This is a genomic window from Evansella cellulosilytica DSM 2522 (assembly GCF_000177235.2).
Classification (GTDB): Bacteria; Bacillota; Bacilli; order Bacillales; family Salisediminibacteriaceae; genus Evansella; species Evansella cellulosilytica.
This window is the reverse complement of the sequence record NC_014829.1, coordinates 1,042,810-1,058,175: the sequence shown is the minus strand read 5'-3', so window position 1 is coordinate 1,058,175 and position 15,366 is coordinate 1,042,810. Positions and strand designations below refer to the sequence as shown.

Here is a 15,366-nt window from a genome sequence, read left to right as displayed (position 1 = left end):
ATATTTTCTGGCAATGACTTCACTCGCCGCGCGCCCACTATAAGAAATCCACTTATAATGGGCTTTATGAGATTGCGGGGGCTCCGTACATTGCTTAGAGGATGACTCAAAAGGTGAAAATTCGACCTTTGAGTCATCCTCTTCATTATTTATTTTCGAGCCCTAATGACAGGACCAAGATTTTCAAATTCTGATTCAATCCATGAATAAAGAGTATTATCATTTAGTACAGTATAATGCTGATACAATTCTTCTTCACCTGAGCGTATATATATGAGTATATTTTCTTCATTAAGATGTATACCAATATGCCTGTAATCTTCGGTGAAGAGATAAAAAGAGTATTCAATGTCGAATTCAGTATGCCTCCTCGTTTGCAGTTCCATATCTGAAGGATCATTAATGATGGCATCTACAGCTTCAAAGAAAAATTCCTCGCTAACAGATATCCTTGCCGTGGTGTTCCCAAGTTCATCATCTTCATATTCGTGATGTTCAATATCCAAAAAATTAAATTCAGTAGTGGAAAATTGCTCAGAAATAACCTCTCCATAACTAGTCTTTTTTGGAATAAACTCATTCCATATGTACATTAGAAGAAATATTACTACTACTGAGATTAGTGAGCTTTTAGCAATTTTTTTAAGCACATTACTGCCTCCTCATGTTTAAAAATCTTTCAGTACATTATCACCGCCGTTCAGGCGAGAAACTTCACAAATGATTGCATTTTCTAGGAACATATTAACTAAGTTCTCTTATCTTTATTGAACAGGAGCAACAACTGCTTAAATGCTATCGCACATCTGTATTTTGCGTACATCTTTTCAAAACTACTTCCAAATTTCGTCTAATTTATCTGAATAGAATTCTATAGCTTTTTTATAACTGGAAATCTCAGGGTCATTTGTAGTATCTATTAAACACTTAAGTAATAGCTCCATCGCTTTACTATGTTCATTCAAATTATATAACGTCATTGAATAGAATGTTTGCATTGCTCTATTATGAGGGAATTGTTTCATTCCTTTAAGATATGTACTTTTGGATTTCTCATATTCTCCTAATGTTCTATATGTACTGCCTAATCCTAATAATGCCCCTTCCAAATCCTTTGGAGGAAGTCCCAACGTGATAGCTTTTTCATAAAAAGGTACAGCCTTCGCTTCTTCTCCTAATATGTCAAAACTCCATGCACATTGATAGTTAATGAAAGCGTCATTAGGGTACTGCTCTACTAATTTTATTAATTGTTCGTTAGATTCCTTATGACTTCCTACCTTTCGTAATTCCATTGCTCTATCAAATTCATTTACCATTATTTTCAGCTCCAATAGTATGTCTGTTAGTCCATTCTTTTAGTGAACAATACTTTTTTTATAAATATGTCATTAAATCTTTAATAGATGTTAGTTGTTTTATTTTATTGTTTCCATAGTCTGAACCTACTCCAATGCCAAACCCCTTCATATTCAAATTAACTGCTAGTTGAACATCAACTATAGAATCTCCTATTATAAAAGATTCGGACAAGTTTATTTCTGGGTGGTTCAATAAAGCTTGTTTTATCATTCCGGTTCTCGGCTTCATACAGGAGCACCCTTCTAATTTTGCATGTGGGCAATAATAAATATCGTAAATTCCGATGTCATGCTGAGCAAGTTCATCAAGCATTTGCTTTGTTATATGATGGTATTGTTTTAATGTGATATAGCCTTCATTTATAATATATTGGTTAGTAACAATAATGATTTTATAGCCTTTAGACAAAACTGCTTTAAGGGTAGCGATAGCACCGTTCATAAAAACGGGTTGTGTTATATCTGTCCATTTATTGTCCGGATAGTCTTCTATAATCGTTCCATCTCTATCAAAAAACGCCATTTTCATAATGTGCACCTCTTTTAAACTAACATTACTTTTTTCAGTATCGCTTACCACCAGTACTATAAAATAGGACTTCAACTCCACTAAATATTAAGCTACTTTTCCTTATTTCTCAAAGTTACTTCTTATAAGATAAGCAACGTCATAGTATTGTAACTCGTGCATTCTCCCTTCAACATCATTAAAAAACTCAGAGGAGAGTGAGACCATACCACCTTCCCCCGTTGTATAATAATATATACTCCCTAAAACGACATCTCCGTTATTAATATCCATTTCTTGATTGATGGTCTCCATCAGAGCCATATCTTCTGTTCCTTTATCCGAAATAATATCAGCATATGGAGCTGATCCTGTGTTTCCATTACTGCTTACACCGATGTTGAAGTCCAATTGATTTGGAGTATTATTTGACTTATTCGTCGAAAAGATGATTGTTCCACTTTCTTTAACTTCCGTTGTCAGTTGTCCTACTTTTTCCTCAACCAATGAACCAAACTCATATTTTTCTATCCATACAGATACCTCTTTATAATCACTATCAATATTGAAATCAAAAACAAATGATTGATTTGATGTCGTTGATAGTATTCCTTTTTCTCTTTCAGTCAAATCCGCATTTACTACTGTATTTTTTTTAATGTCATCGTTCCCACAGGCACTTAAAACAACGACTACAAGAATTACTAACGATATAATTCTCTTTTTCATTTCCTTCATCCTTTCTTAATTGAGAAATGTGCAGCATATAGTGGCGTCTCATACAAACAACATTTCCCTGTTCTAAAAATAAGAAAAACGTAATAACAGGTTCACGAACCTGTTATTAACGTCTTTTCTTTAAAACTACTCAAACTTAAAGGCATATCCTTTGTAGTTAAATACATTTCTTAGTCCAATTTTTTCTGCAACAGCCATTGAGGGTTTATTAGATTCCATACAATCCCAATATGGAGCAAGATTGTTTGCCATACATTTTTCTACAAAAGCTAAGGCAACGTTTTGTGCTAGCTTTTTTCCTTGATGCCCTTCCAGAGTTTCAATATCAATACAGTGAACTTGATTAACTACAAAACCAGATAAACAAATGCATACTATTTCATCGTTATAAACGGCACAGTAACCTAGTCCTTTATGAAAGAACGTCTCTGGTGAAGACCAAAACGCTGAAACCTTTGAATGTAAAAATGCAATGTTTTTTATTGAACTAGCTGTGTTATTAAAAAGTGTGTCGTTAATTTTGAAAATATTATATTCTTCTCCTAAAGTAAATTCTACGTTGTGTTTAAAGTCTTTTCTCTGTAATGTATAAACCCTTTGATCCCAGCTATCTACATGACGATGTTTAAAAACACCTTTTATAGTTTCATCCCACAATGCATGATTGCCAATGCCCTCAAACCACGTTAATCCTACCTTTCTGGCTTCTGGTAAGACGACCGTATCAATAAAATGATTTAAATCAGCATTAAAATATTCATTTCTTTCATTTCCAATAAAGAAAAAACCATCGTTATTACCTAACCAAATAAGTCCTGAAGTAGGAGAGTCCATATTATCTACAAAAATGCGGCCTGGATTTACTCCTTCAACTATTGCCTTAGCTTCTATATGACCATGTTCATTTAATAATCCTCTACATTTGTAAAATTCACATTTCTGTAATTCTGAAATCATTACAAACCACCTCCCCCTTCCAAATTAATTTGTATTCTTTAACAATCACTAGGTTATGGATGTAGCAACGTCTTCTAGGAAGAATAACAAATGGCCCCACTCTAGCCCTTCATCAGTACTTTTCAGAGTTGAACTAAAAAACATATGGGTAACACTCATAATTTGTAATTATGATGGCACCCTCTTTTTCTTGTCTTCATAAAGTAAAGAGAAAGAGGTGAGTAAAATTAAAAACGAAGAAAATAAACAGACGGGACAATTAGTAACTACTACTTCATTAATTTTTTTAACGATTATCTTGTCAATCATACTAGATGCAGATGTTATTCCTCCTCTTATTTTCACTGGTCTTTTATTACTCATTACTAATGAATCTAATCACAGTACTATACTTATCCTACTTGGAATTATCTTGATAATTACAAATATTTAGTGGCAATTAGAATTATGAAATAGTGAGTTGCATTGTGCGTAAATTTCCTTATCTGATCTTCAACAATGTAGAACTGACCCTTACGTGTAATTATAGTTTCATATTGTTGAAGATTATTCACCTACTTGAAGTAAATACCTCTTTTCTTTCCCGTCGTACTCAACGATGAGTATGTCTCTTCTTTCATTTGGTGCAATGATGATAGCGCCAGCAGGTAATTTATTCGCCATTCCTTCCCTTATTTCACCTAATTGTTCCCCTTTTGATAACGCTTCCTCTTCAACCCAATCAATGCCAGCTTGATACACTCTATCTTCAAATTCAACTATATCTGCATCAGGGTTTAGCTTTAATACTTGTTCCTTACTTAAAAAGCCCGCTTTATTTTGCCCGGGACTAGTAGTACAGCCAATAAGTATCGCTGGGAGTATAGCTAATAGGAGAAGAGTAACCGATAATCGCATAAGAAACCTCCTTTAGTCAAAGTCGTAAGGTTACCAATACATGTTACACTCGCTTTTCTACGGAGACCCCTTTTCTTTCTTTTAAATAATTTAACCTCTACTGTAACGTCCTATTTCTTTCTCTTCACATATTGAATAAACCAATACAAAGCTATCCATGGCAATATATATCTTGTTGACCATTCGATTGTATCCATGAGAATAACAAAAGAATTAAAACCAAAACTATTTAAACCAATGAAAATTACCAAAACGCCTACTGTACCGTAAAGTAAATATTTCATACTTCTCCTCCTCTCTATCAACTGTCATACTTAGCATTACATCATACATATCAAAACGTGATATCATTACTCGGATAAACATCGGCAAACCAGCGTAACACTCGGTTGTGATGCGTAACAATCTGTTCGGCACTAATGTTTTCTGTGTCCCAAGTGCTGTGTGTATCTGATGGTAGCGTGACCTTATACTTCATACTGAAAGCTCTTCTACAAGTTGTATCAACACACACCTCTGTTTGAATTCCAGTAATAACTAAGTGATCAATCCCCTGTTTTCTTAGTTCCTCATCTAAAAGAGTATTAAAAAATGAGTCAGGAGTTGTTTTTTGGATGATAATATCTTCTTTATTTGGCGTGATTTCAGGGTGAATTTCCCAATCCTTTGTCCCATTTTCTAGTGTTCTACCAGTAGGTTCATTATGCTGTACGTATAAAATAGGTGCCCCTGCCGAACGTGCCTTTACTATTAATTTACTAATGTTTTTTAGCAACCTTTCTCCTTTGTCTACAACATTCCCTTCCTGAAACATACCGTTTTGTACGTCTATGATAAGCAGCCCTTTCTTCATTTCTCATCCCCCTTAAAGAACAAAAGTTGATTACATTTGGCGTTTGACGACGCTCCCTTTCTTAGAAAATACCTCTAGTCCTCTTTTTAAGTTTAACATCTTTTTCCAGTTCTGAAATAAGCAAAACGAGCTGCATCAAAGACAACTCGTGATTTAAATTTATGATCATATAAAGATAGATTAGTTTCCATCTAAAGAGTACGGAGCACCATCCATATTCACAAAAAATGATATACCACCGATTACTTCCTCTTCATGCAGAAATACTGTCACGTTTACTTCGTCGTTGTCCACGGAATTCAATGGATGGTTTTTAACTTTGAATCTTACTCTTTTTATTTCTTTTCCGATATATTCATCTGGATCAACATTCTGAACATCCCATTCTTGCGACCCTGGGAAGCCCTCCACCCAACTACTCGTTAATTCTCCACTCGATTCGTTTACTAAAGATATGACCCTATAGCCTTTATCTTCGAGATGTTCTTTTGCAATGTCTGCACTATCACTTAATTGAATCAAACTACAACCAGACACGATTAATATAAAAAAGAAATAGAAGTATTTCAAAGCATTTCCCCCTTTAATATAAAGGCTACTTTCGCATAAATTGTTGTTTTAAAGTATATTATTTGCTTTGATGCACTGCAGGCAATCGCCACCTTTCGTATCACCAACTCTGAAAAAGCAACAATTTTTACTAAAACAGCTATTATTAAAGACGATTTTTATTCTCTAATGTTTCAATCCTAGGCACTAAAAACTCCTCTTGATTCATCTCCTTACGATTGGAAATAGCTTAGCATTATTGCTATTAAGCTTAATATACAACCAATACTAAAAAGCGTTATTGCTATCTTTATTTTCTGGCTTAACTCATGTACCAATTTTCTTGATAACTTATTACCAACCTTCAGCTTTTTTGCTTGACTAAGTAATTGAAAAAATTTATACAGGGCAATTACAATTAAAATAAAGGATATCACATTTAAAAGGGTATACTCGTCCAATGAATGAAGCCCTCCTACAATTTTGTTAATTACATTATTAATCTAACTTTTATTCTTATAAGCTATATGGTAATGATCGTTATAGTCTTTGTACTCCAAAAACTTTACCTGCCCTGATAAGGAATAATGGAATACGAGTTGTTCGTTAACCATTTCGGTTAAAAAAGTAGTTTTTGATGGATTGTGACTAATTGGTACTAGTTTAAGTTTATATAATACACCGTACCTTTTTGGAACTGTTACATATAGTTCATTTTGTTTCTTAGTGATTTCTATAGTCATACTATCCCGTTGAATGTAATACTTCCCTTCAATTACTCCTTTGTCAGTAAAGTCTATTTGTCTAACAGGAGCAGGCAATGCTAGATTATCCCCGTACATTATTTTAGCTATATTCTTTGACAAATGATCAACCGGCGTAACATCCATATTGCTAAGGTAGATAATAGTAACCTGTTCATCAACAAAACTTAAAAAACTACTACAAAAGCCGCTAATATCCCCAAAATGATGAATACACCTTCTACCTAACACGTCAGAAACCATCCAACCACAAGCATATGAATCTTGATGTGCTGTGAACATTTTAACTGTTTGTTCTTTATTAAGTAGCTGGGATGTATTTAGTGCCCTATCCCAAATATGTAAGTCCTCTGTTGTAGAATATAGGCCATACGCTCCTAATGGAAAGGATAAGTCTGCGTATGCTGGATGGATTGGTTTTTCCCAGAATGAGTACCCTGATGCTAAGCTTGGAACAACATTAATCCCATCGTCACACCCGGTATGATACATTCCTAATCGATAACATATTTTTTCTTTTATGTAATCCGCATATGTCATACCTGATACTTCTTCAATGATAGCTGTTAACAAAGCGTATCCTGAGTTCGAGTACTCAAATTTATTACCAGGCTCAAAGTTTAATTGGAGATTTTTAAATGAATCAATAAGTTGCTTTAAAGACGATGGAAGCCTCATTGACGTTGACCAAAAATCTGAGAAACTAGTATAATTAGGAATTCCTGAAGTATTAGTTAGACAGTGGTAAATTGTCATTTTTTCACCTTGTGGATAATTGGCAATGTACTTACTTATACAATCTTCTATATTCAATTTTCCATTTTCATGTAATTGAAAAATAGCAAGCGCTGTAAAACCTTTAGTAAGTGAGCCAATACGGAATTTAGTATTATGTTTATTTGGAACCATATGCTCCCAATTAGCCATACCGAAGCCTTTATTAAAAATAATACGATCATTTGAAGTGATTAAAAGAGTACCATTTAAATATTTATTCTTTTCATACCTCTCTATCCATTTTCCTATTCTCTCTTCTAACATCTCTTTCCCCTTTATTTTTCTATTATCAATATCAATTTATCACCTATTGGACAAGAGAAAGTGGTTGACTCAAAGGTCAAATTTTCACCTTTTGAATCAACCTCTAAACCTTTAATAGCTTTTGTAACACCTCTCTATTACCGTAGCAGGGGGATTAATCTACTCATCCTCTGCGTTTACTAATACTTTCCCTAATAAAAAGTTGTTTTCTAAAGTAGCTTCTTTTATCTCGACAATTTTTCTATCTATATAGTAATCTACTTTAGAAAATGGATCATTTTCTACATAACGCTTTGCCTTTCCAATTGAAGGTGCATCAATTATCATGAACGCGGTTCCATCTACACAAGATCCACAAAATGATAATACACCATTTTCTTTTAATATCTTCAAGTAATTAACATGGTCATTAATGAGTTCTTTTGTCATTAATTCTTGTTGTTTATTTGAAAAATGCACGATAAATTTCTTCAAGAAGATTCTCCTCCCCTCTGTTTAAGAGACAGCAGCATCAATAGCCTATATTACTTATACTTTTATTTTATAATCCAAAGCTAGTTCATCACCTGGTAGACCTCTTATCCCCCAATTATGTTTCGGGGTTTCAAAAATCGTAATTTCAACATCTTGAGGCGTTATATGACATTCGCTCTCTATACGTTCAAACAGTAGCTTTATTAGTCGCTTTTTTGCTTCAATTGTTCTACCATCAAACATACTAATTTCAATGATTGTATAAGCTTCCGTTCTTCCTTCTCCATAGTAAAAATCTTCTTTTTCCATAGGAAAGAAGCGATGGAATTTCTTTTTAGGAGGGAACTCTAGCGCCTCAATCATGCAAGAATGAATCACATTTGAAAGTAATTCTTTTATTGGACGTAACCTGTCTTTAACCCCGTAAACTTTAATCTGTCCCATTCTCATCTCACCTTTCTATTCTCAACTCTGCTATAACTAACTCAACATCTCTCAATAACTTTTAAGAAACATTCCTCCACTATAACTTAGATCTTGTTTCGTTTTTATTTTTTGTAAACCGATAGAAAAAAGTAATCTCAAACACAATAAAAGCTACGAACAGACCCGCAAAATAAGGAAACGGAGACTCAATAAAAGTAAACAATATAACTGCAAGCACAAAGAATATCACACCAACTAATATTGGTAGCAAAAATAAATTCTTATTCATTAACTCCACCTCACAAATTAAAAATAGGAATATTCAGAAAAAATAAAAGGCTATATTGTTATATGCTTAGACAGATTCATCATTCTTCCTCAACTAGAGAGTTGGTACATTCTTGATTTCCCGTTAAGTTAGTCAACTTATACTAAGCCGAAAACAACAGGTAAAATCATCATGAATATGGAACAACTAACTAAAGTGATCGTTACTGGTTTAGATAGTTTTACTCGTCCTCTTCCTTTATACCAATCCGAAAATTGGAACTTATTCCGATATAGCACAAAAAGGAATACATAAACTCCTAGTCCGGCGATCGACTGGTAACTCTCTATTCCTTCATTTATAGCATAGATATTTCCTAATACAATCCAAGCTAGTCCTCCTAATATCATAAATAAACAAATAATACGTAATAACTCTAATATTACTCTCATCGTCTCCCCTCTCCTTCTTTTTTGCAATAACATAAGCAGTAAACTGTCTATTCTATTAAATCGAAGTTTTAAAAAAAGGCGGCAAGTCTTAATATCCTTTAGACTATCCCCTTCCCATCCTAACACCTATTCCCTTTTTATTAATGGTGAAAATCCGCAAAACTTTATATGTTATATTGAGGAAATGTTACATACCATTGTCCAGGATGTTCCCGATGTACAACATTGTTTAAAACCGAGTTTCTTATAAAGTTGAACGGCTTCTTTGTTAGTCGGATCGACGCTTAACGAAAGCGTTGTGTATCCGTCACTAAAAGCTTCTTCCATTAACCTTTTCACAAGTAGCGTGCCTATTCCCTTTCCTCTAGCATCTTTCGTTAATGCTATGCCAAGCTCCGGAGTTTTATCATCAACATATCCGTATCCTTTATTGTCTTCTGTAAAAAGACGATACCACGCTGCACCAACAGGGAGGTTATTCTCATTGATAGCAATTATTGCTTTATCTCCTTTTCGCCCCCAGCCTTCACTATACTTTTTTATATGAGGCATATTTAATAGCACTTCTTTAGCAGGCTTATTCTCAGGCATATGAATAGATTCATACATCATATCAGTTAAAAACTCTACATATTCACCATTTTGATCTATGCTTCTTATATGTATCAAACTAATCACCTCAATATTTTTTTATTGAAACGTCATCTTACCTTCACTAGTTTTTTCTTCGCTCTAGGGCAGATGGCTGTCTCCCATTTTTTCTACTTCACAAATATATAGTAGATTCCAGCAACTGAAATCCCAATAAATACACCAAACGTAAATGTATTTCGTAACAATGTTTTGTTTATATTCTTCATTTTTAAAGAAACCTCCTGTTCACTAAATATTTATGTATAAAAAAATCGTTTTAATAAACGAAACTAGCGAATTATTGATTTCTATAATCAAATTTATCATGAAGAACATTAAGCGCGTGGCCATTTATAACGACTGTATTATCGTCAAGCCAATTAATTTCTGCATCTTCTTCGCGATAATTCCAATAAATATTTTTAGTCTTATTCTTTTTCTCGTTATATACTAGTTCTCCTCGAATAGCGTATGAAGTTGTCGCGCCACCATCAGAAATATATGCCTTCAAAGTGTATGTACCGTCTGGAGATGTTTCTTCAGTAAGATACTCCCCTGTCGGAAGCCTATTCATATCAAAGAAAGCCCAATAAACGCCATAACCTATTAAGCAGAAAAACGATAATGAACATATCAGTATTATTAATAGCGATTTTCTCCGAAATGGGTCATGCTTATTTTTATTGACACTAGTCGTCACAGAACTCCCCCTAAAAACTATCTTTTTAATCTATTATACACAATTTCCCAACGATAGTTGGTCATGAGTAGTACCTCGTATGTAAAGGTTAGTGTAAGTCTTCAATTATTAGTTGATTTAATGTAAAATATGAATTGTAATGAACTGGAAAACTGTAGCTAGGGTTCCGCTAACGATAGGTCTGTGACCGAGGGCTACATCTTTTACGATAGTAAAAGGCACCTATTGACATAAAAGGTCCGAGGGGAAAGGTTCAGCGTATTTATAATGCGTTGATTCCTTTCTTATCGGACCTTTTTTTATTTTGAGGGAGGTTATTGTATGGAGAGAATTGATGAACTAAAAGCTGCTGTTGCAGTAGTCATTTTTAATGAGAAAAACCAAGTTTTATTACAAAAAAGAGCAGATGTAGGACTATGGGGTATTCCTTCCGGACATGTAGAAATAGGGGAAACTGTGTCTGAAGCAGCTATTCGAGAAGTAAAGGAGGAAACCAGTTTAGATATAAAAATTATTAAGTTGATTGGTATTTATTCTGATCCTCTTACCCAAGTGTTTACCTATCCAAATGGTAAAGTAGTACATTTTATTACAACTTGTTTTTTAGCTAAAATTACAGGGGGGGAGCCTAGATGTCATTCTGAAGAATCTCTTGAGATAAAATTTTTCGGACAGGAATCCCTACCTGATGATTTATTGAACATGCATCCTCGGTGGCTTGATGATGCTCTTGAAAAAAGAGGAATAGCATTCATTCGTTGAAGGAAGAGAGATCTTTTCAATAGTATTAAACACACTAGTTAGAACGAAGCGTTTGAAAGCCCATAATAAAGGATGACTCCCTACCAATTGAGTCATCCTTTTCATTCATCTTATTTATGCGTTCTTCTGGCGAAGTCTACGAACCGAAACTTATCTGGCCGGTGCCGTGACTCTGTGTACTGAAATATACTCGCGTCATCGAAATAGACATAGTTTTTTACAACGACAATATTATGATAGCCTTCCAAGTCCAATAATTGTTTATCTTCTTCAGTAGGCTCAACAACCGTAATTTCCTTCTTCGCAAAGCTAATCGATAGCCCTAACTCCTTTTCTATATATTCATATATGGAGTTACTGCAAATCTCTTTTGTCAGGTTATCGATGTAGTTTTTGTTAAAGTAGTCCTTATCTAATATAATTCTCTCTTTATCAATTTCACGTACACGATATACTTCCCATACTTGGCCATCTTTAGAAAGCTTCAGTATTTCTCTTATATCTTTATTTGGAGAAATCATTTCTAGCTTTTCAACGTGCGTATGATGACTATCACCTAGCTGCCCAGCGAGCTCCTTAAAGCTCACTAATCCAGATATAGGAAAATCAAACTTTCTTGCGTCTAGTACGATAGACCCTTTCCCTTGCACCTTCTGGATATAGCCATTTTGGGATAAAAGGTTTAATGCCTTTCGAATCGTTTCCCTTGATGTATCGTATTTCACCATAAAATCATGTTCAGAGGGTAGCTTTGATTGCGCTTCGTAAATTCCTTGTCTAATCTCATCTACAATTTCATTATATATTTGGATATATTTATTTTGCATGCCGCGTTCACCACCATATTTAGTTTATCATGCTTCTTTCAGATGATAAACAAGTGATTCATAAGGACGTATCGTCATATTTTTTTCTACTGTTGGCGAATCATTATAATTGGACAATAATAATTCCACACACTTTTTCTCAAAGTGATGTGAAGGTAATGAGCACGTCACTTCCTTCTCGTAAAAGTTGTTTATTACGAGTAGCTTTTCTTTTTGATATTGTCGTACATAAACAAATAGATCAGGATCATCCTCTAACAGTAGTTCGAAATTCCCAAAAGTAACAATGTCCAGTTCTTTTCTCATTTGAATAAGCTTTTTATAATGATAATAAATCGAATCTTGGTCCGCTTGAGCCACTTTAGCATTCACTTCTGTGTAATTATTCGCTACAGGAATCCAGGGAGTTCCTGTAGTAAAGCCACCATTTTTTGTATCATCCCACTGTACAGGTGTACGTGAATTATCACGGGATTTTTCTTGGATGATTTGAAGTATGTCTTCTTCTGCCATTCCTTCTTCTTTTAGCTGATTAAAAATATTTAATGTTTCTACATCTCGGTAGTCTTCAATTGAGTTGAAATGAGGGTTTGTCATTCCAAACTCTTCACCTTGATAAATGTATGGAGTTCCTTGCATCAAGTGAATAGTCGTAGCCAGCATTTTCGCAGATTCCTTATGATAGTCTTCGTCATTTCCATATCTACTTACGACACGAGGCTGATCGTGGTTACACCAAAACAATGCATTCCAGCCACCACCTTTATGCATCTCCACTTGCCATTTCGTCAAAATATTTTTTAAAGCTTGAAAATCAAATGGCGTCTTTGACCATTTTTCGCCATTCTCATAATCGACCTTTAAATGATGAAAGTTAAACGTCATACTCAATTCATTTCGATCTGGTCGTGTATATTTAATACAATGATCAACAGTGGTTGAACTCATTTCACCTACGGTAAGTACATCGTATTGCGAGAAAACGTTGCGGTTCATCTCCTTCATAAACTCATGAACTCTCGGACCATCTGTATAAAACTTTCTACCGTCACCATGAGGTGTTGCCCCATTATCATTAGGGAATGCTTGGTCCTTTGATATTAAATTTATGACGTCTAACCGAAAACCATCTACCCCTTTTTCAAACCAGTAGTTCATCATTTCATACACATCTTCACGAACTTTTTCATTTTCCCAATTGAGATCAGCTTGTGTGACATCGAAAAGGTGCAAATAATATTGACCAGTTTTTTCATCAAGCTCCCAAGCAGAGCCACCGAACTTTGATTGCCAGTTTGTTGGTTCCTCGCCATCAACTGGGTCCTTCCAAATATAATAATCTCGATACGGACTATCTTTTGATACTGCTGCTTCTTTGAACCACTGATGTTCAGTAGATGTATGATTAACAACAATATCCATAATGATTTTTAAGTCTTTTTTATGTGCTTCCTCTAAAAGCTTATCAAAATCGTCCATCGTTCCATACTCACTATGAATCGAATAATAATCACTAATATCGTATCCATTATCCTTTTGTGGTGATGAATAAATCGGAGTAAGCCATATCACGTCGACTCCTAAGTCCTTCAAATAATCTAACTTCTCAATAATGCCTTGAATATCTCCAGTACCATTCCCCATCGTATCATTAAAGCTTTTCGGATAAATTTGATACACAACTGAGCGTCTCCACCACTCATTCATATTCATTCAAACAACCCTCCATATGCTGACAACATTGTAGTTCATTCACTGTTTCCTCGTAGCTACATATATCGTTCTCAATCGGAAACCATTTTATCACCCATAGTATAACTTGTATATACAAGTGTAGTCAAATGAAGTTTATAAGAAATAGCCTACCTCATTATTAAGTTATGAAATTCCACTCCACAAGCTTTCCGCATTGCTAAGCACGTGCGAACCTTCACTACTTGATTTTCTACAAAAAAATGTCCAAAAGGGCTGCTCCCTCTTGGACATTACTTCATTATTCGATCGTGATTTCTTCATGAATATGTTCGTGAATATTCTCATCTTCAATATGGATAACGATTTGGTAATCTCCAGTTATCTCGAATTGAAAAGTGGTAGAGTATTTGCCATCCTCAATTTCTTCTGCTGTTAACCAAGTATGTGTTTCATCACCAAATTCTTTATATACTTCATATCGGACACGGCCATCTGTCCATGGCTCGTCTTGCCATTCGATATATGAAAAAATCTCTACTTCCTCGTTTTCTTTAGCACTGTCGACAGTATGCCATTCAACAAATAAGTCTTCATGTACCGGGTGTGCGTGGTGCTCTGATTCATATCCATCGCCATGGTCATGACCATGTTCATGACCATCCATCTCTTCCTCATCTATTTCTTGTACATCTCCCACTCTTATCTCGCCAACCGGCATGACATGCATTCCTCGTGCCGTAACATGTGGCTGAACAAAATAAAGGTTTTCCTCTGAGAAAACATAAGTAATTTCATAAACTCCGTCTTCCTCCGTTAAAGTGGCTTCTATAAAATCACTTTCCTCCTTCGCTCCCTGCTCCCATATTTCAAACATCACTTCACTAGCGTCGTTAACTTTGTCATCTCCTTGAGTGACATATGCTTGTATTGAAATTTCTGTGTTCGGGTCTACCTCTTCTTCCATTAAAATTTCGACTTCTACAATGTCAAAGTTCAATTCATTGGACCCATGTTCGTCATCAGCATGCTCTTCCTCGTGATCTTCATGGCCACATGCAGACAGGAAAGCTATTAGTAGAACAACAAGTAAAGAATAAAGAACCGTTTTTTTCATTACATAGGCACCTCATTTTTATTATCATACCGTTCCATTTTATATCATTCTTAATAGAAACCCAACATGAAAGACTTCAACTGTTCACTTTTCCGTCATTGACTTAGTAGAAGTAACTTGATAAGATCACTTTAACATTTTAATATGGGCATGCAATGAAGGGAATGGGTCACACTATGCCTGGAGCAGCTTCTGGAGAGTTCGTTTTAACGGCGCCGAAGGATTCACAATCTCAGGCAAAAGGACAGGAGAGTAACAGTAAGAGGTTAGTTCCTCGTTATTCGAATGCTACTTTGAGATTGGAGATAATCCAATCTTTTTTTTATTTCATACGGTTCCTTTTAAGG

20 protein-coding genes and 1 riboswitch are annotated in these 15,366 nt (G+C 34.8%); of the genes, 1 reads left to right on the top strand and 19 read right to left on the bottom strand.

Features of this window, described 5'->3' with window-relative positions; genetic code table 11:
• Positions 1–149: 149 nt before the first annotated feature.
• From BCELL_RS04780 to BCELL_RS04700, 16 genes are all read right to left on the bottom strand, one after another.
• On the bottom strand, positions 150–650 hold the full coding sequence (locus BCELL_RS04780; RefSeq protein WP_013487559.1) for a hypothetical protein: 501 nt from the start codon (positions 648–650) through the stop codon (positions 150–152).
• A 183-nt stretch (positions 651–833) separates the two neighbouring features.
• A complete protein-coding gene (locus tag BCELL_RS04775; RefSeq protein WP_013487558.1) occupies positions 834–1,319 on the bottom strand; it encodes a tetratricopeptide repeat protein in 486 nt (161 codons plus the stop codon).
• 58 nt (positions 1,320–1,377) lie between these two features.
• Positions 1,378–1,890, bottom strand: a complete 513-nt coding sequence (locus BCELL_RS04770; RefSeq protein WP_013487557.1) for a D-glycero-alpha-D-manno-heptose-1,7-bisphosphate 7-phosphatase — start codon at positions 1,888–1,890, stop codon at positions 1,378–1,380.
• Positions 1,891–1,992: 102 nt separating this feature from the next.
• Positions 1,993–2,598, bottom strand: coding sequence for a hypothetical protein (locus tag BCELL_RS04765; RefSeq protein ID WP_013487556.1), 606 nt, complete (start codon positions 2,596–2,598; stop codon positions 1,993–1,995).
• 135 nt (positions 2,599–2,733) lie between these two features.
• Entirely contained in the window at positions 2,734–3,564 is an 831-nt protein-coding gene (locus tag BCELL_RS04760; protein WP_013487555.1) for a GNAT family N-acetyltransferase, read from the bottom strand.
• A gap of 546 nt (positions 3,565–4,110) precedes the next feature.
• Positions 4,111–4,461 carry a hypothetical protein gene (locus BCELL_RS04750; protein ID WP_013487553.1) on the bottom strand — a complete coding sequence of 117 codons (351 nt, stop codon included), beginning with the start codon at positions 4,459–4,461 and terminating at the stop codon, positions 4,111–4,113.
• Positions 4,462–4,571: 110 nt separating this feature from the next.
• Entirely contained in the window at positions 4,572–4,745 is a 174-nt protein-coding gene (locus tag BCELL_RS22460) for a hypothetical protein (protein WP_013487552.1), read from the bottom strand.
• Positions 4,746–4,795: 50 nt separating this feature from the next.
• Positions 4,796–5,314: a cysteine hydrolase family protein gene (locus BCELL_RS04745; RefSeq protein WP_013487551.1), complete on the bottom strand. Its 519-nt coding sequence runs from the start codon at positions 5,312–5,314 to the stop codon at positions 4,796–4,798.
• A gap of 180 nt (positions 5,315–5,494) precedes the next feature.
• Complete coding sequence (locus BCELL_RS04740; RefSeq protein WP_013487550.1) at positions 5,495–5,884, bottom strand: DUF4830 domain-containing protein; 390 nt, start codon at positions 5,882–5,884, stop codon at positions 5,495–5,497.
• A gap of 212 nt (positions 5,885–6,096) precedes the next feature.
• The gene (locus tag BCELL_RS04735; RefSeq protein WP_013487549.1) at positions 6,097–6,324 is read right to left on the bottom strand and encodes a hypothetical protein; all 228 of its coding nucleotides are present in this window, start codon (positions 6,322–6,324) and stop codon (positions 6,097–6,099) included.
• 42 nt (positions 6,325–6,366) lie between these two features.
• A complete protein-coding gene (locus BCELL_RS04730) occupies positions 6,367–7,668 on the bottom strand; it encodes a serine hydrolase domain-containing protein (protein WP_013487548.1) in 1,302 nt (433 codons plus the stop codon).
• A 159-nt stretch (positions 7,669–7,827) separates the two neighbouring features.
• The gene (locus tag BCELL_RS04725) at positions 7,828–8,142 is read right to left on the bottom strand and encodes a YciI family protein (RefSeq protein ID WP_013487547.1); all 315 of its coding nucleotides are present in this window, start codon (positions 8,140–8,142) and stop codon (positions 7,828–7,830) included.
• Between the two features lie 54 nt (positions 8,143–8,196).
• Positions 8,197–8,586: a tautomerase family protein gene (locus tag BCELL_RS04720; protein ID WP_013487546.1), complete on the bottom strand. Its 390-nt coding sequence runs from the start codon at positions 8,584–8,586 to the stop codon at positions 8,197–8,199.
• A 408-nt stretch (positions 8,587–8,994) separates the two neighbouring features.
• Positions 8,995–9,288 carry a hypothetical protein gene (locus BCELL_RS04710; RefSeq protein WP_013487544.1) on the bottom strand — a complete coding sequence of 98 codons (294 nt, stop codon included), beginning with the start codon at positions 9,286–9,288 and terminating at the stop codon, positions 8,995–8,997.
• 171 nt (positions 9,289–9,459) lie between these two features.
• Positions 9,460–9,966: a GNAT family N-acetyltransferase gene (locus tag BCELL_RS04705; protein ID WP_425357454.1), complete on the bottom strand. Its 507-nt coding sequence runs from the start codon at positions 9,964–9,966 to the stop codon at positions 9,460–9,462.
• A gap of 253 nt (positions 9,967–10,219) precedes the next feature.
• Complete coding sequence (locus BCELL_RS04700) at positions 10,220–10,621, bottom strand: DUF5412 domain-containing protein (RefSeq protein ID WP_013487541.1); 402 nt, start codon at positions 10,619–10,621, stop codon at positions 10,220–10,222.
• Positions 10,622–10,942: 321 nt separating this feature from the next.
• Between BCELL_RS04700 and BCELL_RS04695 the strand changes: the two genes are divergently transcribed.
• Positions 10,943–11,383, top strand: a complete 441-nt coding sequence (locus BCELL_RS04695) for an NUDIX domain-containing protein (RefSeq protein WP_013487540.1) — start codon at positions 10,943–10,945, stop codon at positions 11,381–11,383.
• 110 nt (positions 11,384–11,493) lie between these two features.
• Here BCELL_RS04695 and treR read toward each other — a convergent pair whose 3' ends face one another.
• The 3 genes from treR to BCELL_RS04680 all read right to left on the bottom strand — a co-directional run bounded on the left by treR (position 11,494) and on the right by BCELL_RS04680 (position 15,019).
• On the bottom strand, positions 11,494–12,210 hold the full coding sequence (gene treR, locus BCELL_RS04690; protein ID WP_013487539.1) for a trehalose operon repressor: 717 nt from the start codon (positions 12,208–12,210) through the stop codon (positions 11,494–11,496).
• A gap of 27 nt (positions 12,211–12,237) precedes the next feature.
• On the bottom strand, positions 12,238–13,923 hold the full coding sequence (gene treC, locus BCELL_RS04685; RefSeq protein WP_013487538.1) for an alpha,alpha-phosphotrehalase: 1,686 nt from the start codon (positions 13,921–13,923) through the stop codon (positions 12,238–12,240).
• Between the two features lie 280 nt (positions 13,924–14,203).
• A complete protein-coding gene (locus BCELL_RS04680; protein WP_013487537.1) occupies positions 14,204–15,019 on the bottom strand; it encodes a FixH family protein in 816 nt (271 codons plus the stop codon).
• Between the two features lie 182 nt (positions 15,020–15,201).
• Positions 15,202–15,277: riboswitch (glycine riboswitch) on the top strand.
• Positions 15,278–15,366: the final 89 nt, after the last annotated feature.